This window comes from Delftia tsuruhatensis NBRC 16741 (assembly GCF_001571325.1).
GTDB lineage: Bacteria > Pseudomonadota > Gammaproteobacteria > Burkholderiales > Burkholderiaceae_C > Comamonas > Comamonas tsuruhatensis.
Genome location: NZ_BCTO01000061.1, coordinates 14,711 through 38,999, shown reverse-complemented (window position 1 = coordinate 38,999; position 24,289 = coordinate 14,711). Strand labels below are relative to the sequence as shown.

Genomic DNA, 24,289 nt, shown 5'->3' with positions numbered 1-24,289 from the left:
CGTGAAGAAAAAGCCGGGAAAGGAGGGCGGGCCGGCCGTGGCCCTAGAAGCGCGCGCGCAGCGACACCGTCACGTTGCGCGGATCGCCGTAGTAGTTGTTGAAGTAGGTGCTGTTGGGCGAGAACTTGGCGTAGTAGCGCTTGTCCAGCAGGTTGCTCACGTTCAGCTGCAGCGAGTAGGTGTCGTCCAGGCGGTAGGCCAGCAGCGCGTCAAAAAGCGCGTAGCCACCCTGGCGGGTGGTGACATCGCCCACGCTGGCGTAGGCATCGCTTTGCAGCCGCACGCCGGCGCCTGCGGTCCATCCCTGCAAGGGCCCCTTGAAGCGGTGGCTGGCAAACAGGCGCAGCGCATGGCGCGGGTCCACGGGCCGCAGCGGCTGGCCCACGTTGGCCTCGGAAGCGTCGCGCAGGTACCTGGCCTGGGTGTAGGTGTAGCCGGCCAGCACCTGCCAGCCTGGCGCGGGCTCGCCGGACAGCTCCAGCTCCCAGCCCTGGCTGCGGCTCTTGCCGCCGGCCATGAAGCAGTGGCTGGTCGGGTAGTACGGCAGGCATGGCATGGCCGATGCCGTGTCCTGCATGGCGCTGCCCACGCGCTGGATGCGGAACAACGACACGCTGGCCTGCAGCCGGCCGTCCATGAAACTGCCCTTGAGCCCGGCCTCCAGGTCCTCGCCCCGGGCGGGCGCCAGGATGCTGCCGTCGGCGGCCTTCTTGTCCTGGGGGCTGAAGATCTCGCTGTAGCTGGCATAGGCGTCGAGCGTGTCCGACAGCGCATGCACCAGGCCCGCATAGGGCGTCAGCTCGCGGCGCACGCTGTAGCCGCTTTGGGCATTGCCGGGTTCGAGATAGCTCCACCAGCTCAGGCGCGCACCGGCAATGGCGGTGAGCGAGTCGGTCAGCGACAGCCGGGCCCGCGCGAATCCGCCGTACTGGTGGATGTGGGACACGGGCGATGAATAGGCGTTGCCGTTGCCCTCGCTGTAGAAGGGCTCGGGGTAGCTGGTGTACGGATTCCAGCCGCGGATGTCCACATTGCGCAGCGGGCTCACGCCCCAGTAGCCCGTGGCGCCCGTGCTGCGGATGCGCTGCAGGTCGGCGCCCAGCGACAGCTCGTGCCTGCGGCCCAGGGCCTCGAAGGGGCCGCTGGCCAGCAGGCTCAGCGCGTTCTGCGTGCTGCCGTCGCCGCCATAGATGGAGGTGCTCACGTCGAACAGGTAGGGATTGCTGTCGCTGGCCCTGGAAAACGAGGTCTGCTTGAACCCGTCCGACCGAAAGCGCGTGTGCGCCGCCTGGGCCTTCAGTTGCCAGCCGCTGTCCATCCGGTGCTCCAGCTCGGCAAAGGCCTGCTGGTTGTGGCGGTCCCAGGTATTCCAGGGCGTGCCCAGGTAGGTGCTGCGCGGCAGTCCGAGCTGGCTGCCGTCGGCGGCGGCGGGCAGGCCGCCCCAGGAGCCCGTGGCCTGCAGGTCCGTGTGCTGCAGGCCGGCCGTGAGCGTGGTGCGGGGCCCCAGGTCCGCCTCCAGCACGCCGTACAGGCCCAGGCGCTTTTCCTTGCGCGCGGTCTGGAACGATGCCTTGTCGTCCGCCAGCGCCACCAGCCGGCCGCGCAGCGTGCCGGCTGCGTTCAGAGGGCCGGACAGGTCGGCCTCCATGCGCTGGCGGTCCCAGGAACCCAGCGTCAGCGCGGCCGAGCCCTGCCATTGCGCCGTGGGCCGCTTGCGCACCATGTTCACCATGGCCGAGGGCGAGCCCGCGCCACGCAGCAGGCCCGTGGCGCCGCGCAGCACCTCCACGCGGTCCAGCATGGCCATGTCGGGCTGGATGAAGGTGGAGGCCGAGGCCACCTGGTTCACATTGAGCCCGTCCACCTGCAGCGAATCGATCTGGTAGCCGCGCGAGTAATAGGCGATGCGCTCGCTGTCGATGTACTCCACCGTCACGCCCGGCGTGTGCTGCAGCACGGCATGCAGGTCGGGCAGGGCCTGCTCGTCCAGCCACTGGCGCGTGAGCACGGTCACGGGCTGCGGGATGTCGCGCACCGACTGAAGCCCCTTGTAGCCCGTGACCAGGCTGGCGGCATAGCTGTCCGAGGTTTCGGTCGTTGCACTTGCCGGCGCCGTGGCCCGGACGTTGACGGTGCCCAGCATCTGGCCGCCCGTGCCCGAGGCGGCCGCTGGCAGGGGCCGCAGCGTATAGACGCCGCCGGACTCGCGCACGGCCTGCAGCGCCGTGCCCTGCAGCAGCCTCGCAAAACCATCGTCCACGGCATAGCTGCCCTGCAGGCCCGGCGACTGCCGCCGACCCAGTTGGGCCGCATCGAACGACAGCGCCACACCGGCCTGGTTGGCGTACTGGGCGATCACATGCGCGAGAGGTCCGGCCGCAACGGAAAAGCTGCGCTGCGCCGCCTGGGCTGACGACGCCGCCCGGGAGGGTGCCGGCGCCGCAGCGGCCAGCAGCAGCGCGATTGCCAGCAGCACGGCGCTGCCCCTGGACGCACGCCACTCCGGGGCGGCGGGGCAGCCGTGCTGGGGCTGTCGGGAGTGCGGGCGTGGCATGGTGGCTGGGAAAAGTGGCGTGACTCCCCGTATGCCGAACAAGCCATGCCCATCCTGCAAGTTCGGCTGGACTTTTTTTGCGCTGCTGCTGAGATTTTCTCCCTTATTTCCCGCTGATCACCAGGTGGAGTAAGGCTGGATTGCTATGGTTTTATTTTTCCAGCCAACGCATTAGGACACCACCACCGGCCTGGGCTGGCGCGTTCCCGCCAGCGCCAGGCCAGCGAACAGCATCAGCATCAGGCCGTAGGCATAGGTGACCGGCAACAGGCCGAAGCGCGCGGCGGCCATGCCCGCCGCGATGGCCGGCATGCTGAACGCCAGGTAGCTGGCGATGTAGATGGCCGAGATCAGGGCGCCGCGCTCGTGCGGCTCGGCCAGCGGGATCACGCTGCGCAGCGCGCCCTGGAAGCCCACGCCGAAGCCCGCGCCCGCCACCACTGATGCCCCCAGCACCAGGGGCAGGCTTTGCAGATGGGCGCCGACCAGCAACAGGGCCACCCCGGCCAGCAGGCCGCTGCCGCCGAACTGCAGCATGGCGCGCGGCGCGCGGCTGCGCAGCGTCCAGATGGCGGCGGCGGCGCTCAGCGTGTTGATGCACACGGCAAAGCTGGCGGCGATTTCCGAGCCCGTGACCGAGCGGATCATCGACGGGCCCAGCGACAGGTAAAAGCCCCCCAGCGCCCACACCGTGATGCTCATGGGCAGCACGCGCATGAAGTCGGCCCGGGCCTGGCCCGGAATACGCACGCGGGGGCGCATGGCGGCCAGTGCGCCGGGGCGGCGCGCGCCCGTCTCGGACAGCACGGCCATGGCGGCGGCCACGGCCACGAAGATCAGCGCCATGAGCCAGAACACCAGGCCCAGCTGCTGGCGCCACAGCTGCGCGAACTCGCCCGCCACGACAATGCCCGCCGCCATGCCGACCATGGGCGCCATGGTGCTCACCAGCGTGCCGCGCTCGCGGTGCAGGTCCAGCAGCGCCGCGCCCATGGCCGCACTGGCCATGCCGGTGGCAAAGCCCTGCAGCACGCGCGCCAGCACCAGGGCCTGCACGTCGCCCGCGCGGGCGAACACCGCCAGCGAGACGATCTCCAGCAGCAGCGCCGCCAGGATCACGGGCTTGCGGCCCAGGTGGTCCGACAGCGCGCCCGTGGTGAGCAGGGCCAGCAGCAGGCTCAGCGCATAGACCGCGAAGACCAGGGTCAGCATGCCCGAGGAAAAGCCCCAGTCCTGCTGGTAGAGCCGGTACAGCGGCGTGGGCGCGCTGGAGGCCGCGAAGAAGCTGCCCAGGCCGAAGGCCAGGACGGCCAGGCTGAGGCCGGGCCGGGCAGCGGGAGTGGAGTTGGATGGTTGCAGTACCGACATGGTTAAGAGCCCTGCTGCACAATTAATGCAAAGTTTTTGCGTTAGCGAATTCTGCGCTTGTGCGCTGCTAACGCAAATTTTTAGCTTTAATAACCATGAGCACGCAAGTCCCATCCCTTTCCAAAACAGGCGGTCCCGCCCGTCCCGGCGGACGCAGCGCGCGCATCCAGGCCACGGTCTACCAGACCGTCAAGGGCCTGCTGGAAACCATGCCGCGCGAGGAATTGAGCTTTCCGCTCATCGCCGCCCAGGCGGGCGTGACGCCGTCCACCCTCTACCGGCGCTGGGGCGACATACAGCAGCTGCTGGCCGATGTGGCCGTGGAAATCATCCGGCCCACGGCGCCGCCGCTGGACACGGGCACGCTGGAGGGCGACCTGCTGGCCTGGGCCGAGCAGTTCCTGGAGGAATCGGCCTCGCCGCTGGGCCGCACCATGCTGCGCGACATGGCCGCCGCAGCGGGCAACGAGCACACGCCCTGCGCCTGCGTGGAAATCCTGCGCGGGCAACTGGCGCACATCGGCGAGCGCGCAGCGCGGCGTGGCGAGGCGATGCCCGCTGCGGACACCCTGATAGACGCGCTGGCCGCGCCCATCGTCTACCGCGTGCTGTTCGACCTGCCGCCGTCCCTGGAACACGTGCAGGCGCGGGTGCGCGGCCTGCTGCAGGCTGAAACGGCCTAGCCCGTCAGCGCCCGCGCCAGCACCTCGAAGATCCGCGCATCCGAGCACTGCGCCACATTGAAGCGCAGGAAGTCGCCCGCGCTCTGCGACTGGCTGAAGGCATTGCCGGGCGCCAGCACCACGCCATCCTCCAGGCAGGTGCGCGCAAGCGCCGTGGCATCCATGCCCCCGGGCAACTGGCACCACAGGAACATGCCGGCCTGCGGCACCAGCCAGGGCTTCATGCCCAGGGCCTGCAGCCGCGCGGCCGTGCGTTCCATCTCCTGCGCCAGCCGCAGCCGCACGGACTCCATGTGCCTGCGGTAGCCGCTGTCGGTCAGCGTGCGCAGCACGATGTCGGCGGCCATGCGCCCGCCGCCGAAGTTGGTGGCGATCTTCAGGTCCGCCAGGTCCTGCGTCCAGTCGGGCCGCGCCGCGATGAAGCCGCAGCGCAGCGAGGCCGACACCGTCTTGGAGAAGCTGCCGATCTGGATCACGCGCGACAGGCCGTCGAAGGCCGCCAGCCGGGGCGCCGCATGGGTCTCCAGGTCGCAGAAGATGTCGTCCTCCACGATCACCAGGTCCGAGCTGTCGGCCAGCTTCAGGATGCGGTGCGCCACCAGTGGCGACAGCGTGGCGCCCGTCGGGTTGTGGATGGCCGAATTGGTGATGTACAGGCGTGGCGAATGCGCCTGCAGCGCGTCGGCGAACCGGGCCACGTCGGGCCCCTGCGGCGTGTAGGGCACGCTCACGGCCTGCACGCGGTGCGCCTTGAGCAGCGCATGGAAATTGAAATAGCAGGGGTCGTCGATCAGCACCGTATCGCCGGGCTCCAGCAGGAAACGGCAGACCAGGTCGATGGAGTGCGTGCCCGACTCCGTCAGCAGGATCTGCTCTGGCGAGGTCTCCAGCCCCATGGCGGCCATGCGCCGCGCCAGCAGGCGGCGCAGTGCCGGGTGGCCCAGCGGCGTTGCGTACTCCGTCAGCTCCAGCGTGCCCGAGCGCGCCAGGGAGCGCAGCGCGCGGCGCACGCCTTCCTCGTACAGCCATGAAGGCGGCAGCCAGCCGCAGCCCGGCTTGAGCGCGTGGGCATCTGCCTGCAGCGACTGGCGGGCCAGCCACAGGGGGTCGACCTCCCTGTCCACGCGCGGCCCGATACCGCCCAGCGCCAGCGGCGCCACCGGCCCCGCCACATAAAAGCCCGAGCCCGGGCGCGAGGCGATCACCCCCTCGGCCGCCAGCCGCTCATAGGCCTCCACCACCGTGGACACCGACACCTGCATGGCCTGCGCCTGCGCGCGCACCGAGGGCAGGCGCGTGCCGGGCAGGTAGGTGCGCGCGGCAATGCGCGACTGGATGTCCTCCATCACCGCCTGGATGCGTGTGCCGCTGCGCATGGCTGCTCTCTCTTCTGTAGTGGATTTGTGTGCATAACAGTTCTTTTGAATTGTATTGGACTGTCTATGGAAGATCCGGCCGTGCGATGGCCCACTGCCTGCTGCAAACCAAGGAGCTTTTTGATGGACAAGACAAGCAGCGGGTGGATCAACGGATTCATCGGCGTGGCGATCTTTGCGGGATCGCTGCCGGCCACCCGCGTGGCGGTCGCCGACCTGGACCCCACCTTCCTGACCTGTGCGCGCGCCAGCATCGCGGCATTGCTGGCCCTGGCCATGCTGCTGGCGCTGCGCCAGCCCCGGCCCGCGCGTGCCGACATGCCTTCGCTGGCGCTGAGTGCGCTGGGCGGCGTGGTGGGCTTTCCGCTGCTGACCGCGCTGGCGCTGCAGTACGTCACCTCGGCGCATTCCATCGTCTTCGTGGGCCTGCTGCCCCTGTCCACGGCCGTGTTCGCGGTGCTGCGCGGCGGCGAGCGCCCGCGCCCGGCGTTCTGGCTGTTCTCGCTGGCGGGCGCGGCCTTCGTGGCCGGCTATGCGGCCGTGGGCGGGGCCGGGGGCTCGCTGCGCGGCGACCTGCTGATGCTGGCTGCCATCATCGTCTGCGGCCTGGGCTATGCCGAGGGCGCGCGCCTGTCGCGCACGCTGGGCGGCTGGCAGGTCATCAGCTGGTCGCTGGTGCTGGCCCTGCCCGTCATGCTGCCCGCCGCCCTGCTCAGCATGCCGGCATCGCTGGCCGATGTGGGCCGGCCCGCATGGCTGGGCCTGGCCTATGTCTCGCTGTTCAGCATGCTCATCGGCTTCGTGTTCTGGTACCGGGGCCTGGCCCAGGGCGGCATTGCGGCCGTGGGCCAGATCCAGCTGCTGCAGCCCTTCATGGGCCTGGGCCTGGCGGCCCTGCTGCTGCATGAACAGGTGAGCTGGGGCATGGTTCTGGTCACCATGGCCGCCGTGGTCTGCGTGGCCGGGGCCAAGAAGTACGCGCGCTGAGCCCGTCCGGCGTGGTGCAGGGCGTGGTGCGGGAGCGTGGTGCGGGGGGAGCGATGCAGGGCGGTCAGCGCCCGGCCTCGCGCATCACCTGCTGCGCGAACTCTGCGGCCGAACCCTCGAACGGCTGGTTGCTGGCCGCCTCCAGCCGGCTGCGGATGGCCGGCGCGCGCAGCGCCTGGGCCACCGCGGCATTGATGCGCTGGGCCAGCGCTGGCGCCATCTGCGGCGGCGCGAACAGGCCGAACAGCGAATCCAGATTGGCCTGCGCATGGCCCAGCTGCGCCAGCGTGGGCACATCGGGCAGGGCTGCCAGCCGCTGCGGCGCGCCCACGGCCAGGGCCTTGAGGCGGCCCGCGCGCAGCGCCTGCAGCTGCAGCGGCGCCACATTGGTGGACAGCAGCTCGAAATGCCCGGCCAGCGCATCGTTGAGCTGCTGGCCCCCGCCCTTGTAGGGCACATGCACGATGGGAATGCGCGTGGCCTGCTCTATGCGCTGCAGCACGGCGTGGCCCGTCGTGCCCTCGCCCGTGGTGGCCCAGCGTATGCCGCCGGGCATGCCGCGCGCCTCGGCCAGCATGCCCTCGAAATCTGCGGCCTTCAGCGCCGGCGTGCCCACCAGCAGCATGGGCGTGCGCATCGCGCCGGCCACGGGCGTCACGGAGGCTGCGGCCAGGCCCACGGCGGTGGCGGCGGCAAAGACCAGGGTGCGGCCGTCGGGCGCGCTGCGCGCCAGCAGCTCCAGCGCCACGGTGCCGCTGGCGCCGGGGCGGTTGTCCACGATCACGGCCGTGCCCCATTGCTGCGCCAGTTGCTCGGCCAGGGCGCGGGCCACCATGTCGCTGACACCGCCTGCGGGGTAGGCCACCACGATCCGCACGCTGGCGCCCGGCCAGGCGGGCCGGGCCGGCAATGCCTGGGCGGGCCAGGCCAGCGCGCAGGCAGCCGCCGCCAGCAGGGCGCGCCGGCCGGTATCGGTGCCTTGCGGTGCCCGCATGCCTCAGCCGCCCGGCGCCTGGTGGCGCTGCGCCAGCTCGCGCGCCAGGGCGATGAAGGTGGCCGCGGGTCCTGCGCCGCCGGTTTCCGTGCCGGCCTCGCGGTGCACCAGGGTGAGCGGGGCGCTCAGCCGCACGGCGGGCTCGAAGGCGCGGTAGACCACGGCCTCGGGATGGGCGCCGCGCACCGAGGCCGGCACGATGGACAGGCCCACGCCCGCCGCCACCAGGTTCACATTGGTCATCATGCGTTCCACCTCGGCGGCCACCTCCACCTGTACCTTGTGCCGGGCGCACAGCGCCAGCAGGTTCGCGTACAGCCCCGGCGCGCCCGTGCGCCGCACAAGGATCAGGCGCTCGCCATCGAGCTGCCTGAGCGCCACGGGCCGCGATGCATCGCGCGCCAGCCGGTGGTCCACGGGAATGGCCAGCAGCGCGGGCTCCTGCAGCAGCGTCTCGAACACCAGGCCTTCGGGCCGGGCCACCGGCACGCGCAGAAAGCCGCAGTGCATGCGCCCGGCCTGCACGGCCTCGGTGATCTCGGCGGCATTGTTCTCGCTCACATCCAGCGCAATGTCGGGATGGCGGCCACGGCACAGGCGCAGCACCTCGGGCGTGAAGGCATGGGCCGCCGCCGAGCTGGTGAAGCCCACATGGATGCGCCCGCGCTCGCCGCGCGCAAAGGCCTGCATGCGGTCGCGCATGGCGGTGAAGTCGGCCAGCAGCCGCGTGGCCTCGCCCTGCAGCTCCAGGCCCGCGTCGGTCAGGTCCACGCCCTTGGGGTGGCGCCGGAACAGGGCAATGCCCAGCTCCTCCTCCAGCGCGCGGATCTGCTGCGACAGCGGCGGCTGCTGCATGCCCAGCAGCTCGGCCGCGCGCGTGATGTGGCCGGTATCGGCAACGGCCAGGAAGTAACGGAGATGGCGCAGTTCCATATATGTGAAAAGTATCCAGCCGATATCCTAAAAATCTTTGAAATATTGGACAAGCCTCTACAGAATCCCATCCAGTCACCGATGAGACCGCTTGCCGCGGCGCGGCAGGTGACTTCCAACAAGAAGCCAAGACAGGAGACAAGGCATGCAAGCATCCGCGTATTTCCCCCTGCGTCCCGCCAGCGCCTCGCTGCTGGCCGCGCTCGCCCTGGCCGGCTGCGGCGGCGGCTCGGCCGTGCTGCACGGGCCGGTCACCTCCATCGAGACCGCGCCCAAGAGCACGGCCTGCCCTGCCGAGATTCCTGCGGGTGTCAGCTGCTGGGCCGGGCAGGACTCCAAGGGCGCCTACTACCTGATCGCCAAGCCCGCGCAGTGGAACGGCACCCTGGTGCTGCACGCCCACGGCGGCCCGGACCTGGCCGCGCCCACCGCCGCCCGTGCGGCCGAAGACCTGGTGCGCTGGTCCATCATGGTGCGCGCAGGCTACGCCTGGGCAGGCTCCACCTACCGCCAGGGCGGCGTGGAAGTGCGGGCCGCCGCAGAGGACACGGAGCGCCTGCGCGGCATCTTCCGCCAGCATGTGGCCAAGCCGCAGCGCACCATCCTGCACGGCCAGTCCTGGGGGGCGGGCGTGGCCGCCAAGGGCGCGGAAATGTTCAACGAGCAGACCGTGGGCGAGCGCCCCTACGACGGCGTGCTGCTCACCAGCGGCGTGCTGGGCGGCGGCACCCATGCCTATGACTTCCGCACCGACCTGCGCGTGGTCTACCAGTACCTGTGCGCCAACCACCCGCGCCCCAATGAGCCGCAGTACGCGCTCAACCTGGGCCTGCCCGCAGACGCCAAGATGCGCCAGGCCGACGTGGCCCTGCGCGTGAACGAATGCCTGGCGCTGGACAAGCCCGCCGCCCAGCGCACGGCCGCGCAGCAGGCGAAGATCGACACCATCACCAAGGTCATCAAGATCCCCGAAAGCGCCATCCAGTCGCACATGAACTGGGGCACCATGCACTTCCAGGACATCTCGGCCAAGCGCACGGGCGGCGCCAGCCCCTTCGGCAACGAGGGTGCGGTCTATGCCGGCTCGGCCGACGATGCCGCACTCAATGCCGGCGTGCTGCGCTACCGCGCCGACCCTGCGGCCTACCGCAAGTTCGCCGATGACACCGACCCCGTGGGCAGGATTGGCGTGCCGGTCCTCTCGGCCAAGTGGATCAGCGACCCCACGGCCTTCGTGGAGCTGGATGCGCGGTTTCGTGCGGTGATGCAGCAGGGCGGCAGTGGGGACCGGCTGGTGCAGACCTTTACGCGGCAGGGGACGCACAGCTATATCAGCGATGCGACCTATCCCACCTTGATGACTGCGTTGATGCAGTGGGTGGAGGCGGGGGTGAAGCCGACTGCGGCGGGGATTGCTGCTGCTTGTGTAGGGAATGAGGCCAAGTTTGGGGTGGGGTGTAGTTTTGATGCGGCTTATGTGCCGGCTGCGTTGGGGGCTCGGGTGCCTGAGAGGCAGCGGCCTTCTTTGCAGTGAGCGGGTTTTTGACCCTGCCGGGTGGTGTTTTTTCGAGGCCGGGTCTCGGCCCGGCAGCCGACCTCCTTTTCTTTGATTCGTCACCGGTACGCCGGCCGAAGAAAAGGATGCAAAAGAAAGACGACCCGGATGTCCGCGACCCCTTCGCTGCGCTGCGGGGCAACCTGCGTCGGGCCGCCTGCGGGGTTCGCCGCAGAACTCACTGCGCGCTGCGCGCTCCGTTCAGACAACTGCGGCGAGTCAGTTGACGAAGCAGTCCTGTCCTTCGGCAGGACTGCAACCCCGCAGGCGGCCCGACGCAGGCGCTGACATACGGGGAGTTTGCTCGGGCCTTTGCTTCGCTCGGCCTGGTGTTTTTTTAGCGGGGCATGTTGGTTCTTGTGGCGGGGGCCAGTTGCGCCGCGAACTCGCGCGCGGCCGCACTGTAGCTGGCGCCTCGGCGCCACAGCAGGCCTGCCGTGCGGATGAGCTGGGGGGCGACCAGGTGGATGGCCACCATGTCCGTGGCCTGCTGGGCGGCGCGTTCGGGGACGATGGTGGCCATGTCGCCCCAGCGGCACAGCGCGATCAGCGATTCCACCGATCCCATTTCCGCGCGCAGCAAGGGCGTGACGCCTGCGGTGCGCAGCCCGTCCTCGATCAGGCTGCGCGTGTAGAACGTGCGCGGCAGCAGGGCCAGGGGCACGCCGGCCAGCGACTTGACGGACAGCGTGCGGCGCCCGGCCAGCGGATGCGATGGGTTGACCAGCAGCATCATGCGTTCGTCGAACAGCGGCAGCGCGTCCAGCTCGGCGCGCTGGGGCGGGTGAAAGCTCACGCCCAGGTCCAGGCTGCCGTCCAGCAATCCCTGCTCCACGGGCGGGGCCAGCAGCTCGATCACCACCACGTTGACCTTGGGATAGGCGCGCATGAAAGCCGCCACGGCCGGGGCGACCAGGGTGTTGAGGAAGGTGGGAATCACGCCGATGGTCAGCGTGCCGGTCTGCAGCTCGCTGAGGTCGGCCAGCGCCATGCGCCCGGCCTCCACCTCATGCAGCGCACGCTCCGCATAGTTGCGGAACACCACGCCGGCCTGCGACAGCTTCAGCCCCCGGCCAATGCGCTCGAACAGCGCCATGCCCAACTCCTCCTCCAACTGCCGCAGCCCATGCGAGAGCGTGGACTGCGTGACATAGAGGTTCCTGGCCGATGTCGTCAGGTGCTCGGTCTTGGCGATATCGACAAAGTAGCGCAGCTGGCGCAGTTCCATGGGTGAAGGCAAGGGGGTGTTCGGCGGGCCAGTTTCTCACAGAGATACGGGCGCGCCGCACAGTTCACTCGCCGTCGTCCTGGTCCACGAACTCCACCAGCTCCGGCAGCATCTCCAGCTGCTGGATGGCGTCCTTGAGCCGCAGGCCGAAGCGTGACTGAGGCCGCCCGAAAGCGCCCTGCGCCAGCCGCAGCGCCGCCGTTGCCTTGATCCACTCCACCTCGAAGGCATGGCGGTCCGCGTGCTGCTGGAAACTCATGCGCTTGATGTGCTCCAGCGCCAGCTCCACGGCGCAGTCCACATCGACTTCGCTGTCGTCCCTGTCGGGATCGTCGACCATCAGTTCGATCAACTGCTGCAGCGTGCTCTGCACCAGGCCCAGCGAGGCGTGCATGGCCTGCCGCCAGGTGGGAAGAAAAGGTGGTTGGGGAGGGGCCGCCTGAGCGGCGATGAGGGGGTGCATATCTTGGTTCCTGCGTGAATCAAGAGAACCACTCGCTACCCTACGACAGGCGACGGGTGGACGGGATGTTCGTAACACGCACGCAGACGTGCGGCCATCCTTGCGGGTAGGCCCATCCCGTCCAAAACCGATCGAAGCGAATGCGTGCTGACGCACCCGCCCCAGGTATCTGGACATGACAAAGCCCCCTTTAAGGTGGGGGCTGCACCTCTACGTGTTTGGTGTTACGACACACCAAGCCTTTCGGCTCGCCGCAAGTTTAACGGCTGCGTATCAAGAAACCAGGCCGAGCGCAGCGAAGGCCCGAGCAAGCTCCCCGTATGTCAGCGCCTGCGTCGTGGCGGTTGTGGGGTTGCAAGCCTGCCGAAGGACAGGACTGCTTCGTGATCTGACTCGCTGCGGTTGTCTGAGCGGAGTTCACGCAGTGAACGCAGCGAGTTCCGCAGCGAACCCCGCAGGTGGCCCGACGCAGGTTGCCCCGCAGCGAAGCGAAGGGGTCGCGGACATTCGGGTCGCCTTTGCTTTGCCTACTTTCCTTCGGCCGGCGTACCGGTGGCGAAACAAAGGAAAGTAGGTCGGCTGCCGGGCCGAGACCCGGCCTCGAAAAGAAACCCCCCGGCAGGGACAAAAAACAGCACCAGACCAAGACCAGACCAAGACCCCCCTCACCTGTCACACCCCTGTAAACCCCCACCAACAAACTCCCCCCCTTCACCACCCCCACAAAAACCACATGCCGCTGAGCAACCTCCCCACATTGCAATCCCTGCTCCTGTCCCGCCGCCTGGCGCTGAGCGTCCTGGCCAGCGCCGCGCTGGTGGCCGCCTGCGGTGGCAGCGACAGCAACGACAGCACGACGCCCCCGGTGGCCAGCCAGCCCGCGACGGCCACGCTGGCCGTGCTGGAGACCACGGATCTGCACTTCAATGTGCGCAGCTATGACTATTTCAAGCTGGCCGAGGATGCCTCCTACGGCTTCGAGCGCACGGCCACGCTGGTGCGCGCGGCGCGCAAGGAGTTTGCCAATACGCTGCTGGTGGACAACGGCGACACCATCCAGGGCACGGCCCTGGCCGATTACGAGGCCGAGGTGGCCAAGATCCCCTGCACGCAGCAGCTGTCCATGTACAAGGCCATGGGCGCGCTGGGCTTCGATGCGGGCACGCTGGGCAACCATGAGTTCAACTACGGCCTGCCCTTCCTGAACCAGGTGCTGGGCGGCGGCCTGGACGTGGACGGCGTGGACAAGTCGGTCAAGTGCGCGGGCAATGGCTTTCCCATGGCGCTGTCGAATGTCTACAGCAGCAAGACCAAGCAGCCGCTGGTGCAGCCCTACGTGATTCTGGAGCGCAAGATCGCGGCCAAGGACAAGGATGGCAAGGCGGTGGAACTGCCCATCAAGATCGGCGTGATCGGCTTCACCACGCCGGGCATCATGAACTGGGACAAGCGCTATCTGGAGGGCAAGCTCTACACCGAAGGTGCCGTGGAGTCCGCCCAGAAGTACCTGCCCGAGATGCGCGCCAAGGGCGCCGACGTGGTGGTGGCCATGCTGCACGGCGGCCTGGACGGCGCGGCCTACTCGCCGACGATGGAGAACCCCGGCCTGCACCTGAGCAAGGTGGCCGGCATCGACGCCATGGTCATGGGCCACCAGCACGGCGTGTTCCCCGATACGGCGGCCACGCCGGCGTTCACGCAGGCGGGCGTGGACAACAAGGCGGGCACCATCAACGGCGTGCAGTCGGTGATGGCCAGTTCCTGGGGCAAGGCGCTGGGCGTGATCCAACTGGCGCTCAAGTGGGACGGCAAGCAGTGGAGCGTGGACAAGAGCGCGGGCAAGAGCGAGCTGCGCAATATCCAGACCGGCAAGGATGCCGCAGGCAAGGCCACCTACGTGGCCGTGGACCCGACGGTGGCGCCGCTGATCGAGAGCCAGCACCAGGCCGCCATCCAGTACGTGAAGACGCCCATCGGCAGCACGGATTTCCGCATGAGCACGCTGTTCGCCGATGTGGGCGACCCGGGCGCCATCCAGATCGTCAACCAGGCGCAGCGCGACTATGTGGCCGACTATGTGAAGGCCAGCCTGCCGCAGTACGCGCAGCTGCCCGTGCTGTCGGTGAGCGCGCCGTTCAAGTCGGGCTTCCAGGGCGGCGCCGACTACACCGACGTGGCCGTGGGCCCGCTGGCCATCTACAACGCGGCCGACCTGTACCTGTACCCCAACACCGTGTATGCGGTGAAGGTGAATGGCGCCGACATCAAGGACTGGCTGGAGGCCGCTGCCAAGCGCTTCAACCAGATCGATCCGGCCAAGACGGGTGAGCAGCAGCTGATCAGCACCTTCCCGGGCTACAACTTCGACATGTTCACCACGGCCGATGTGCAGTACGAGATCGACGTGACCCAGCCCGTGGGCAGCCGCATCAGGAACCTGCAGTACCTGGGCAAGGCCATCGACCCGGCGCAGGAGTTCGTGATCGCCACGAACAACTACCGCGCCACCAGCGGCAAGAGCTTCATCGCCAAGCTCGACGGCTCCAGCGCCATCTGGGCCTCGCCGGACGCCAACCGCGACGTGGTGATCGGCTACGTGCGCAAGAAGGGCAGCATCACGCGCGCCGCCAATGGCGCGGCCAAGAGCTGGCGCTTCACCAAGGTGGCCACCTCGGCCAACGTGGTGTTCAGCTCCGGCGCCAACGCGCTGCCGGTGGCGCAGGCGGCGGGCCTGGCCAACATCTCGCTGGTGGCGGCCGATGACGGCTCGGGCAAGGGCACGTCCAAGTACCGCCTGGATCTGTCGAAGTAAGTTCTGGCAGGCAAGCAACAAAAAAGCCCCGTGCATCTGGCACGGGGCTTTTTTGCTTGTGCCGAACGGGCTTCAGCGCGCAGGCGGCATCTCGAACACCAGGCAGGTGGTCGTGGCATGGGCGTAGAGCGTGCCATCGGGGCCGACCAGGCGCGCCTCGGCCGTGGCCAGCTGGCGGCCGCAGTGCAGCACGCGGCCTTCGGCGCGCACGCGCGGCACGCGCGGGGTCAGGGCCTTGACCAGGTTCACCCCCAGCTCGGCCGTGGTGTAGCCCCGGCCCGGCGGCATGCAGGTGTGGACGGCGCAGCCCAGCGCCGAGTCCAGCAGGGTGGCGAACCAGCCGCCGTGCACCGTGCCCATGGGGTTGAGATGGTTGGCGCCGGGGCGGCCCTGGAAGACGGCGCTGCCTTCGCCCACGGAAATCAGCATGAAGTCCAGCGTGCGTGCAATGGGCGGGTAGGGCAGTTCGCCGCGCAGCATGGCCTGCATCAGCTCCAGCCCGCTGCGGCCTGCGACCTGGTCGGGGCGCGACACGCCTGCGCCGGGGCCGGCGTCCAGCCGGAGGGTGACCGCCTGTTCCTCGTCCAGCCAGGCTTGCAGGGCAGGGGAGATGGCACCGGTGGTGGCGCTGGAGGTGAGGCTGTGGGCGGCCTGCTCCGGGGAGTGGGTGCGGGTGTCCATGGAATGTCTCTCTTTCATTGGGAAAAGTGCGGGCGCCAGGCTGTCTGGGATGGCGGCGTGGATATTATTGTATCTACAACAGTTGTATATGCAATAATCTGCGCCATGCCAGTGAATCCAGACATCCTCGCCGTGCCCCAGGGCTGCACCAACCACCGCGTGCGCCAGCTCATGCGCAGCGTGGGCCAGGTGTACGACGCCCATCTGAACGAGACGGGGCTGCGCATCACCCAGTACTCGCTGCTCAGCCATGTGCTGGCCGCCAGTCCGGTGCGGCCCTCGGACCTGGCGCGGCGCATGCGCATGGACGCCTCGACGCTGACGCGCAACCTCAAGCCGCTGATCGACGCCGGCTGGGTGCGCATGGGCCAGGGCGAGGACCAGCGCAGCCGCCTGGTGCACATCACCGACGCGGGCCAGGCCAAGCGCGAAGAGGCCAAGCAAAGCTGGAAGACCGCACAGAACGAGCTCAACGCCCGCCTGGGCCTTGAGCGCGTGGCGGCCCTGCATGCGCTGATCGACGAATGCCTGGTGCTGCTCGATGGCGATGGCCACGCTGCAGACGGCCCGCAGGCATAGGCCCTACCGAATTCCCAACCCCCGAAGAGACTCCCATGCTCTCCAACTCCACGGCGCGCTGGCTGCAGCGGCGCGGCATCCACTACGGCTGGCTGGTCGCGGCCATCACTTTCCTCACCATGCTGACCATGTCGGCGGCGCTGGGCCTGCCGGGCGCCATGCTGCAGCCGCTGTCGCGCGAGTTCGGCTGGAGTACGGAGCAGATATCGAGCAGCCTGGCGCTGCGCTTTGCGCTGTTCGGCTTGCTGGGGCCGTTTGCGGCGGTGATGATGGAGCGCTTCGGCCTGCGTGCCGTGATGTGCATGGGCCTGGCCCTGGTGGGCGGCGCCATGGCGATGGTGACGCAGGCCACGCAGCTGTGGCATCTGTTTTTGCTGTGGAGCCTGCTGCTGGGCATGGGCACGGGCCTGACGGCGCTGGTGCTGGGCGCCGTGGTGGCCAACCGCTGGTTTGCGGCGCGGCGGGGCCTGGTCATCGGCGTGCTCACGGCCAGTGCGGCCACGGGGCAGCTGGCCTTCCTGCCGCTGGCCGCCTGGATGATCGAGCACTGGGGCTGGCGCTCGGCCACGGTGCCGGTGTTCGTGGCCAGCGCCTTGATTGCCGTGCTGGCCCTGCTGTTCGTGAGGGACCGGCCTTCGGACCTGGGCCTGGTGCCCTTTGGCGGCGATGCCTCGGCCCCGCCGCCGCCGGCCATGGCCATGAACTTCGGCACGCCCTTCAAGGTGCTGGCCGAGGCCGCGCGCAACCGCACCTTCTGGCTGCTGGCGGGCACCTTCTTCATCTGCGGCCTGTCCACCAACGGCCTGGTGCAGACGCACTTCATCTCGCTGTGCGGCGACAACGGCATGGGCGCGGTGCCCGCCGCGTCGGTGCTGGCCATGATGGGGGCCTTCGACTTCGTGGGCACCGTGCTGTCGGGCTGGCTGTCGGACCGCTACGACAACCGCAAGCTGCTGTTCTGGTACTACGGGCTGCGCGGCCTGTCGCTGTTCTGGCTGCCGCATTCGGAGTTCACCTTCTACGGCCTGGGCCTGTTCGCCATGTTCTACGGGCTGGACTGGATCGCCACGGTGCCGCCCACGGTCAAGCTCACGGCCCAGCATTTCGGGCCGCAGAAGGTGGGGCTGGTGTTCGGCTGGATCTTCGCGGCCCACCAGCTGGGCGCGGCCGCCGCTGCCTGGGGCGCAGGCCTGACGCGCACTTTGCTGCTGACCTATACGCCCGCGCTGTATGCGGCCGGCCTGGCCTGCCTGGTGGCGGCGGTGATGGCGCTGGTGATAGGGCGGGCGCGCAAGGCGGCGGCGGTGGCCGCGGCCTGAGCCCCATCACCGCTCACGCCATCCACGCCCTCAGTACAGCTGGCGCCTGCCCGGCTGCAGCAGGACGACCAGGGCGCCCGCGCCACCTTCGGCCGGGCGGGCCTGCACAAAGGCCAGCACTTCCTTTTTCTGCACCAGCCAGCGCAGCACGCGGCCCTTGAGCACGGGGGTCTTGCCCGGCGAGCCCAGGCCCTTGCCGTGCACCACGCGCACGCAGCGTATGCCGGTGCGGTGCGACAGGCGGATGAACTGACCCAGCGCCTCGCGCGCCTCGTCCACGCGCAGGCCGTGCAGGTCCAGCTGGCGCTGGATGCTCCACTGCCCGGCGCGCAGCTTGTGCGTCACGTCCAGGCCGATGCCGGGGCGCCGGAAGCTGAGCTGGTCGTCGGTGTCCAGCAGGGTGCTGACGTCGAACTCGTCGCTCATGGCCTCCTGCAGCACGCGCTGCTCGTCCAGCTCCAGCTGCAGGGGCAGCGGCTCGGGGGGCTCGGGGGCATGGAGGTGGCGGGCGTGCGCGGACTTGAGCGCATGCACCGGGCCCACGGTGTTTTCGAACAGCTTTTGCTCGGCCAGGAGGCGGCGCGCCGCCTCGGCGCGCTGCTGCTGGAGCAGGGCCTCTTGGGCGGCGGCTTCGGCCAGTGCGCGGCGCACTGGCGCGAGGTCCTGCAGGCTGGTGGCTTTCAAAGTCATGGTGACGCCGGTTGTACCGCAATTTCAGCACCCCGGCGGCCATGGCGGGCCCAGCCGGGGTCCTACAGCATCCCCTGGCCCGCCATGGACAGCGCGGCGCCCGGCGCGACGATCACATGGTCCAGCACCTGGATGTCCATCAGGCCCAGGGCAGCCTGCAGGCTCTGCGTGACGGCCCTGTCCGCAGCGCTGGCCTGGACATGGCCGCTGGGGTGGTTGTGGGCCAGGATGACGGCACCCGCGTGGTGGTGCAGGGCGCGCAGCACCACTTCCCGGGGGTAGACGCTGGTGCGCGTGAGCGTGCCGCGGAACATCTCCTCCAGCGCGATCAGCCGGTGCTGGCTGTCCAGGAACAGCACGGCGAACACCTCGTGCTGGCGTGCCGCCAGGTGCAGCTGCAGGTAGCGCGCCACGGCCTCGGGCGAGGCCAGGGCAGGGCGCTCGCGCAGTTGCTCGGCCGTGGCGCGGCGCGCCAGTTCGAGCACGGCCAGGAGTTGTGCGCTCTTGGAAGGCCCCAGCCCCTTGATGGCCTTCAGGTCGGCATGCCGGGCCTGCAGCAGCCCGGACAGGCCGGGCCGGCCGGGCAGCTGCAGCAGTTCCTGGGCCAGCTGCAGCACGCCCTTGCCGGCCATGCCGGTGCGCAGCACGATGGCCAGCAGTTCGATGTCGGAAAGCGCCGAGGGGCCGTGTGCCGCGAGCCTTTCGCGCGGCTGGGCCTGGGCGGGCAGGTCTTTGAGAGCCATGGTTCAGCCAGGTGAGGGGCGCCGCAGGGGCACCGTTGCACGGGGCGTGGGGACATGGATGTTTTTCTACAATACGGGCCAGTTTATCGGGACTTCCATGACCTCTAGCGCTTCTTCCCCGGCCCACCCCACGGTCCAGGCCGGCTCGTTCCTCACGCTGCACTACCGCCTGTCCGGGCCTGCAGGCGATGTGATCAACACCTTCAACGACAAGCCCGCCACGCTGTCCCTGGGCGCGGGCGAGCTGTCGCCCGCCGTCGAGCAGCGCCTGCTGGGCCTGGCCGAAGGCACGCGCACCACGTTCGAGATGCCGGCCGGCGAAGCCTTCGGCGAGCGCAACGGCGACATGATGCAGTGGGTGGCGCGCAAGCTGATGAACGAGCTGGGCGACCCGCACGAGCAGTACGCGCCCGGCGACGTGGTGCAGTTCCCCACGCCCGACGGCCTGGGCAGCTACGCGGGCGCCGTGGTGCAGGTGCGCGAGGACGGCGCCGTGCTGTTCGACTTCAACCACCCGCTGGCCGGCCAGCCGGTGACCTTCGAAGTGCAGATCATCGGGGTGCTCTGAGGTGCCGGATACGACCTCGCCCCAGGAAATCCTGCTGGCCGAGCCCCGGGGCTTCTGTGCCGGCGTGGACCGCGCCATCGAGATCGTGGAGCGTGCGCTGGCCAAGTTCGGCGCGCCCATCTACGTGCGCCACGAGATCGTGCACAACACCTTCGTGGTCAACGATCTCAAGGCCAAGGGAGCGATCTTCATCGAGGAGCTGGACGACGTGCCGCCCGGCGCCACCCTGGTGTTCAGCGCCCACGGCGTGAGCCGGGCAGTGCAGGAAGAGGCGCGGCGGCGCGGTTTCTCCATCTTCGACGCCACCTGCCCGCTGGTGACCAAGGTGCATGTGGAAGTGGCCAAGCTGGCCAAGGAAGGCTACGAGTTCCTGATGATCGGCCACAAGGGGCATCCCGAGGTCGAGGGCACCATGGGCCAGCTGTCCGAGGGCATCCACCTGGTCGAGGACGAGGCCGATGTGGCCCGTGTCACCCCCCGCCAGACTGAGAAGCTGGCCGTGGTCACGCAGACCACGCTGTCGGTGGACGACGCCGCAGGCATCACGGCGGCCATCCGCGCGCGCTTTCCGCAGGTGCGCGAGCCCAAGCAGCAGGACATCTGCTACGCCACGCAAAACCGCCAGGACGCCGTCAAGGTGCTGGCGCCGCAGGTGGATGTGCTCATCGTCGTGGGCAGTCCCACCAGTTCCAACAGCAACCGCCTGCGCGAGCTGGCCGCGCGCCTGGGAACGCCCGCCTACATGGTGGACAACGCGGGCGAGCTGTGCGAGGAATGGTTTGCCAATGCCGGGCGCGTGGGCCTGACGGCCGGCGCCTCCGCCCCCGAGGTGCTGGTGGACGAGGTCATCCAGCGCCTGCGCCAGCTGGGCGCGCTGTCGGTGCGCAAGATGGATGGCATCGAAGAAACCGTGAAGTTCCCGCTGCCCAAGGGCCTGAAGATCGACGCGGCCACGGGGCTGGAGATCTCCGTGGGCAAGCAGCCCGAGACGGGCGGCTGAGCCGCAGGCGCAGCGGGCATTGGCCAAAAAGCAAACGGGCGCCTGGCGCCCGTTTTGCATGGTGGGGCCGAAAGCCTCAGCTCCACAGATCCAGCGGCGGATCGGAGGCCACGGCGCGCAGGATGTCGGTGCGGCTGATGAAGCCGGCCAGCAGGCCCTGCTCATCGGTCACGGGCAGGCCCGGCAGGCCGGTCTCCAGCAGCACGCCGGCCACGCGGCGCAGGTCGGTGGTGGTGGCCACCGTGGGTATGGGGGAGATCATGACCTCGTTCACGGGCCGGCGCGCCAGGGCAATGGCGTCCTTGATCGCACCGGGCTCGGGCAGCAGGTCCAGCGGCGCCATGTCGGCACGCAGCAGCAGCCCGACCACGCGGCCACCGGCATCCAGCACGGGCGCCTGGGCCACGCCGTGCTCGGCCAGCACGCGCCAGGCGTCGTTGACACCGGCCTCGGGCGACACCGTCACGGCCTCGTGGCTCATCACGTCGGCCACGGTCTGCAGGGGCTGGCGTGGCTGGCTGGGGCCTTTTTCCGTGGAAAGGTAGGCATCGACCGCGCCACGGCTGCGCGGGGCGGGCTCCGGCGCGCCGGCAGGCTGGCCCGCGAGGTCGGCCAGGATGGCGGGGAACGAGGCGGCTGCATCGTCGGCCATCACATCGGCCGAGCGCGTGCGCAGGGCCTGCGGGCGTTGTACGCGGCGCACGGGCGCCACCTGGCCCAGCCGCTCGGCGGGACCGCGAAACATCTGTCCGTTGGGACCGAAGACAAAAAACATGGGTGCTCCCGGGTGCGCAAACCGCTGTGGGCGGCATATTGGAAGTATCGGCGCCGGCGCGGGATTTCTGTAGCGGCAAGACCCCCAACGCCCAGGGGCGGGCGCTGCCATGGCGATACCGCCTAAAATTGCCGGCTATGCTCGATATCCTTCTTCTTCGCAAAGACCTTGACTCGGCCGTCGCACGGCTGGAGACCCGCAAAAAGCCCCAGGCCTTCCTGAACGTGGAGGCCTTCCAGTCCCTGGAAGCAGAGCGCAAGTCCCTGCAGACACGGACCGAGGAGCTGCAGTCCAAGCGCAACCAGCTGTCCAAGCAGATCGGCATGCTGATGGGCAAGGGCGAGAAGGACGCTGCCGAGGCCGCCAAGGCCGAAGTCGGCAGCCTCAAGACCGAGCTGGACCAGTCGGCCACGCGCCTGGAGCAGATCCAGGGCGAGCTGCACGCCATGCTGCTGGCCGTGCCCAACCTTCCGCACGAAAGCGTGCCCGTCGGTGCGGACGAAAGCGGCAATGTGGAGGCGCGCCGCTGGGGCACGCCCAAGACCTTTGATTTCGAGGTCAAGGACCATGTGGACGTGGGCCAGCCGCTGGGCCTGGATTTCGACATGGGCGTCAAGCTGTCGGGCTCGCGCTTCACCGTGATGAAGGGCCCCATCGCCCGCCTGCACCGCGCCCTGGCGCAGTTCATGATCGACCTGCAGACCGACTCGCATGGCTACACCGAGTGCTATGTGCCCTACGCCGTCAATGCCGACTCGCTCAAGGGCACGGGCCAGTTGCCCAAGTTCGAGGGCGACCTGTTCGCCGCCAAGAAGGGCGGCCAGGACGGCGAGCCCGTGCCCGACAACGCGGCGCTCTACCTGATTCCCACGGCCGAGGTGCCGCTGACCAACTTCGTGCGTGACGTGGTCGTGGCCGAGGACCAGCTGCCCATCAAGCTCACGGCCCACAGCCCCTGCTTCCGTTCCGAGGCCGGCAGCTACGGCCGCGACACGCGCGGCATGATCCGCCAGCACCAGTTCGACAAGGTCGAGATGGTGCAGATCGTGCATCCGGAAAAGAGCTACGAGGCGCTGGAAGAGATGACCGGCCACGCCGAGGCCGTGCTGCAGAAGCTGGGCCTGCCCTACCGCGTGATGAGCCTGTGCACGGGCGACATGGGCTTTGGCTCGGCCAAGACCTATGACCTGGAAGTCTGGCTGCCTGCGCAGAACACTTACCGCGAGATCAGCTCGGTCTCCAACTGCGAGGCCTTCCAGGCGCGCCGCCTGCAGGCACGCTTCAAGAATGCCCAGGGTAAGAACGAGCTGGTGCACACGCTCAACGGTTCCGGCCTGGCCGTGGGCCGCACGCTGGTGGCGGTGCTGGAGAACTACCAGAACGCCGACGGCTCGGTGACCATTCCCGAAGCACTGCGCCCTTACATGGGCGGACAGACTTTGCTGAAGGCCTGAATTTTTAGGCTATAATTTCAGCTTCGACGCTGCGGAGAGGTGGCAGAGTGGTCGATTGTACCTGACTCGAAATCAGGCGTACGTGCGAACGTACCGAGGGTTCGAATCCCTCCCTCTCCGCCAGAAAAATGAAACCCAGTGCTATGTGAATAGCACTGGGTTTTTCTGTTTCTGGCATTGCCTGGCGAGAGTCCGGGCGATTGGGGTCGCCATAAAAAATGCCCGCGTTGGCGGGCCATGCTCAGATCTCGAGGGCCTTGCGGTCCTTGCCTTCGATCCAGCGCGGCGGCTTGCCCCGTCCCGTCCAGGTGGCTCCGGTGGCGGGGTCCCGGTATTTCGGCACGCCAATGTTGGCGGACTTGGATTTGCGGGCGCTGAAGATGTCGTCGTGGGTCAATCCGAACTCATGGACGAGTTCTCGGACCTTGGCGATGACTCCGCCTTTCTCCGCCTTCAGCGTTTCGGCAATCCGTGCCTCAAGCTCGCTCTTTTGCTTGAGCAGGGTTTTGTAATCTGCTGTCATATGTTCCTCATGGATAGTGTGCTACACAATGACGCATTTTATGGAGACAGGGTCGATGTCGCATGTGGGACATCGTCGGTGTTTGCACCTAGGTTTTTCAATATTCCGCCATTGTTCGGGATTGAGCGCGAGGCCTTTGTCTACGCCTCGACAAACTCCCGGTGGCTGCTGAAGTGCAGGATTTCGGAATCCTGCGCTCCGCCCTGTCTTTGAATGACGATGGTGCCATTGGCATGCAGATAGATTCGGATGCCCGGCGTGGTCTCCGAATCCCAGTAGCAGGGGCTTTTGTCGAGGTTTTTCCAGCCGTGCTCTGCGCACAGCGTGCGCTGGCGCATGCTGTTGAGCAATTGCCTGCGCGCGCCTGCGCCTTCGCAGATGCGCATCCACAGCAGCAGGAGCATGTCGTGCGCTTCCTGGCGGGATGAGCAGGGAGGCATGTGCTTCAACTGGCCCAGGAGGGCAAGGAACCGCTGTTCTATGCTGATGTTCAGTGCCATGCCCATCTCCTTTGTGCGTGGATATGCATCAAAGTGTAGGCAGCGTCGAAGGCTGCCGATATAGGGCGGATGACGACAGCGCCGGTGGCTTTTTTTCCTGCCGGTTTGCAGGATGGGTGCTTGGCCGGCTGTCGTGACAAAGGCCAGCGGCGTCAGTGCGATTGCATGCCCATGAGATTGCAGGACATGGCGCATTGCTGGCAGGCTGCCGCGCAGGTCTGGCAATGGTCGTGGGAATGCTTGCCGCATTCGTCGGCGCAGGCCTGGCAGATCCGGGCGCACAGGCGGCAGATGTCTGAGACATGCGGACTTTGGCGCGCCATTGAGGCCACGGCCAGTTCGCAGACCTGCGCGCATTCAAGATCCTGGGCAATGCAGGCGGCCATCATCTGGACGTCTGTTTCCTTCAGGCAGGCGGCGGCACAGGTATTGCAGGCAATGATGCAGGCCTGGCAGGCATCCATGCAGGCCTTGTAGTCGATGGCCGGTGGGGTGGTATTCATG

Annotated in this window: 23 protein-coding genes and 1 tRNA gene; 10 read left to right on the top strand and 14 right to left on the bottom strand. The window is 68.4% G+C overall.

The features are described 5' to 3' along the window. Positions 1 to 43: 43 nt before the first annotated feature. Both DTS01S_RS24870 and DTS01S_RS24865 read right to left on the bottom strand, forming a co-directional pair. Positions 44 to 2,554, bottom strand: coding sequence for a TonB-dependent siderophore receptor (locus DTS01S_RS24870; RefSeq protein ID WP_026062806.1), 2,511 nt, complete (start codon positions 2,552 to 2,554; stop codon positions 44 to 46). Positions 2,555 to 2,725: 171 nt separating this feature from the next. Continuing rightward, entirely contained in the window at positions 2,726 to 3,922 is a 1,197-nt protein-coding gene (locus tag DTS01S_RS24865; RefSeq protein WP_061289384.1) for an MFS transporter, read from the bottom strand. A 95-nt stretch (positions 3,923 to 4,017) separates the two neighbouring features. Here DTS01S_RS24865 and DTS01S_RS24860 point away from each other — a divergent pair, with 95 nt between their 5' ends. Beyond that, positions 4,018 to 4,605 carry a TetR/AcrR family transcriptional regulator gene (locus DTS01S_RS24860; protein ID WP_017407539.1) on the top strand — a complete coding sequence of 196 codons (588 nt, stop codon included), beginning with the start codon at positions 4,018 to 4,020 and terminating at the stop codon, positions 4,603 to 4,605. On the opposite strand, the gene DTS01S_RS24855 is transcribed toward DTS01S_RS24860, so the two are convergent. Further along, positions 4,602 to 5,981: an aminotransferase-like domain-containing protein gene (locus DTS01S_RS24855; protein ID WP_017407538.1), complete on the bottom strand. Its 1,380-nt coding sequence runs from the start codon at positions 5,979 to 5,981 to the stop codon at positions 4,602 to 4,604. The two genes, DTS01S_RS24860 and DTS01S_RS24855, sit on opposite strands and share 4 nt — an antisense overlap. 123 nt (positions 5,982 to 6,104) lie before the next feature. Between DTS01S_RS24855 and DTS01S_RS24850 the strand changes: the two genes are divergently transcribed. Further along, entirely contained in the window at positions 6,105 to 6,968 is an 864-nt protein-coding gene (locus DTS01S_RS24850; RefSeq protein WP_012203816.1) for a DMT family transporter, read from the top strand. 64 nt (positions 6,969 to 7,032) lie between these two features. On the opposite strand, the gene DTS01S_RS24845 is transcribed toward DTS01S_RS24850, so the two are convergent. Both DTS01S_RS24845 and DTS01S_RS24840 read right to left on the bottom strand, forming a co-directional pair. Next, on the bottom strand, positions 7,033 to 7,962 hold the full coding sequence (locus DTS01S_RS24845; RefSeq protein WP_061289381.1) for a tripartite tricarboxylate transporter substrate binding protein: 930 nt from the start codon (positions 7,960 to 7,962) through the stop codon (positions 7,033 to 7,035). Positions 7,963 to 7,965: 3 nt separating this feature from the next. Beyond that, the gene (locus tag DTS01S_RS24840; protein WP_012203818.1) at positions 7,966 to 8,895 is read right to left on the bottom strand and encodes a LysR family transcriptional regulator; all 930 of its coding nucleotides are present in this window, start codon (positions 8,893 to 8,895) and stop codon (positions 7,966 to 7,968) included. 145 nt (positions 8,896 to 9,040) lie between these two features. Between DTS01S_RS24840 and DTS01S_RS24835 the strand changes: the two genes are divergently transcribed. After that, on the top strand, positions 9,041 to 10,429 hold the full coding sequence (locus tag DTS01S_RS24835) for a hypothetical protein (protein WP_061289379.1): 1,389 nt from the start codon (positions 9,041 to 9,043) through the stop codon (positions 10,427 to 10,429). Positions 10,430 to 10,787: 358 nt separating this feature from the next. On the opposite strand, the gene DTS01S_RS24830 is transcribed toward DTS01S_RS24835, so the two are convergent. Further along, positions 10,788 to 11,678, bottom strand: coding sequence for a LysR substrate-binding domain-containing protein (locus DTS01S_RS24830; RefSeq protein ID WP_016450106.1), 891 nt, complete (start codon positions 11,676 to 11,678; stop codon positions 10,788 to 10,790). 64 nt (positions 11,679 to 11,742) lie between these two features. Further along, the gene (locus DTS01S_RS24825; protein ID WP_061289376.1) at positions 11,743 to 12,141 is read right to left on the bottom strand and encodes a hypothetical protein; all 399 of its coding nucleotides are present in this window, start codon (positions 12,139 to 12,141) and stop codon (positions 11,743 to 11,745) included. 733 nt (positions 12,142 to 12,874) lie between these two features. Here DTS01S_RS24825 and DTS01S_RS24820 point away from each other — a divergent pair. Continuing rightward, positions 12,875 to 14,953, top strand: coding sequence for a bifunctional 2',3'-cyclic-nucleotide 2'-phosphodiesterase/3'-nucleotidase (locus DTS01S_RS24820; protein WP_061289373.1), 2,079 nt, complete (start codon positions 12,875 to 12,877; stop codon positions 14,951 to 14,953). Positions 14,954 to 15,025: 72 nt separating this feature from the next. Here the strand turns inward: DTS01S_RS24820 and DTS01S_RS24815 are convergent, their stop codons facing one another. Then, positions 15,026 to 15,634: a PaaI family thioesterase gene (locus DTS01S_RS24815; protein WP_016450103.1), complete on the bottom strand. Its 609-nt coding sequence runs from the start codon at positions 15,632 to 15,634 to the stop codon at positions 15,026 to 15,028. 105 nt (positions 15,635 to 15,739) lie between these two features. Between DTS01S_RS24815 and DTS01S_RS24810 the strand changes: the two genes are divergently transcribed. Both DTS01S_RS24810 and DTS01S_RS24805 read left to right on the top strand, forming a co-directional pair. After that, positions 15,740 to 16,213, top strand: coding sequence for a MarR family winged helix-turn-helix transcriptional regulator (locus tag DTS01S_RS24810; protein WP_061289369.1), 474 nt, complete (start codon positions 15,740 to 15,742; stop codon positions 16,211 to 16,213). 35 nt (positions 16,214 to 16,248) lie between these two features. Beyond that, positions 16,249 to 17,532, top strand: a complete 1,284-nt coding sequence (locus tag DTS01S_RS24805; RefSeq protein WP_034367777.1) for an MFS transporter — start codon at positions 16,249 to 16,251, stop codon at positions 17,530 to 17,532. A gap of 30 nt (positions 17,533 to 17,562) precedes the next feature. On the opposite strand, the gene DTS01S_RS24800 is transcribed toward DTS01S_RS24805, so the two are convergent. Then, positions 17,563 to 18,222, bottom strand: a complete 660-nt coding sequence (locus tag DTS01S_RS24800) for a Smr/MutS family protein (RefSeq protein WP_012203828.1) — start codon at positions 18,220 to 18,222, stop codon at positions 17,563 to 17,565. 62 nt (positions 18,223 to 18,284) lie between these two features. After that, positions 18,285 to 18,965 (bottom strand): RadC family protein, encoded by a 681-nt coding sequence (radC, locus tag DTS01S_RS24795; RefSeq protein WP_061289366.1) that lies wholly within the window; start codon positions 18,963 to 18,965, stop codon positions 18,285 to 18,287. A gap of 97 nt (positions 18,966 to 19,062) precedes the next feature. Here radC and DTS01S_RS24790 point away from each other — a divergent pair, with 97 nt between their 5' ends. Both DTS01S_RS24790 and ispH read left to right on the top strand, forming a co-directional pair. Continuing rightward, complete coding sequence (locus DTS01S_RS24790; RefSeq protein ID WP_016450099.1) at positions 19,063 to 19,533, top strand: FKBP-type peptidyl-prolyl cis-trans isomerase; 471 nt, start codon at positions 19,063 to 19,065, stop codon at positions 19,531 to 19,533. 1 nt (position 19,534) lies between these two features. After that, complete coding sequence (gene ispH / locus DTS01S_RS24785; RefSeq protein WP_016454293.1) at positions 19,535 to 20,533, top strand: 4-hydroxy-3-methylbut-2-enyl diphosphate reductase; 999 nt, start codon at positions 19,535 to 19,537, stop codon at positions 20,531 to 20,533. A 76-nt stretch (positions 20,534 to 20,609) separates the two neighbouring features. Here ispH and DTS01S_RS24780 read toward each other — a convergent pair whose 3' ends face one another. Continuing rightward, on the bottom strand, positions 20,610 to 21,308 hold the full coding sequence (locus tag DTS01S_RS24780; RefSeq protein WP_017406743.1) for a CBS domain-containing protein: 699 nt from the start codon (positions 21,306 to 21,308) through the stop codon (positions 20,610 to 20,612). A 137-nt stretch (positions 21,309 to 21,445) separates the two neighbouring features. Here DTS01S_RS24780 and serS point away from each other — a divergent pair, with 137 nt between their 5' ends. Together serS and DTS01S_RS24770 are read left to right on the top strand one after the other, a co-directional pair. Continuing rightward, positions 21,446 to 22,762 carry a serine--tRNA ligase gene (gene serS / locus DTS01S_RS24775; RefSeq protein WP_016450096.1) on the top strand — a complete coding sequence of 439 codons (1,317 nt, stop codon included), beginning with the start codon at positions 21,446 to 21,448 and terminating at the stop codon, positions 22,760 to 22,762. 33 nt (positions 22,763 to 22,795) lie between these two features. Then, positions 22,796 to 22,885 (top strand) — tRNA-Ser (locus DTS01S_RS24770). A gap of 118 nt (positions 22,886 to 23,003) precedes the next feature. On the opposite strand, the gene DTS01S_RS24765 is transcribed toward DTS01S_RS24770, so the two are convergent. The 3 genes from DTS01S_RS24765 to DTS01S_RS24755 form a co-directional block, all read right to left on the bottom strand. Next, a complete protein-coding gene (locus DTS01S_RS24765) occupies positions 23,004 to 23,285 on the bottom strand; it encodes an H-NS histone family protein (protein ID WP_016450095.1) in 282 nt (93 codons plus the stop codon). A 140-nt stretch (positions 23,286 to 23,425) separates the two neighbouring features. After that, the gene (locus DTS01S_RS24760) at positions 23,426 to 23,785 is read right to left on the bottom strand and encodes a hypothetical protein (RefSeq protein WP_061289363.1); all 360 of its coding nucleotides are present in this window, start codon (positions 23,783 to 23,785) and stop codon (positions 23,426 to 23,428) included. A gap of 152 nt (positions 23,786 to 23,937) precedes the next feature. Then, on the bottom strand, positions 23,938 to 24,288 hold the full coding sequence (locus DTS01S_RS24755; protein WP_016450093.1) for a four-helix bundle copper-binding protein: 351 nt from the start codon (positions 24,286 to 24,288) through the stop codon (positions 23,938 to 23,940). Position 24,289: the final 1 nt, after the last annotated feature.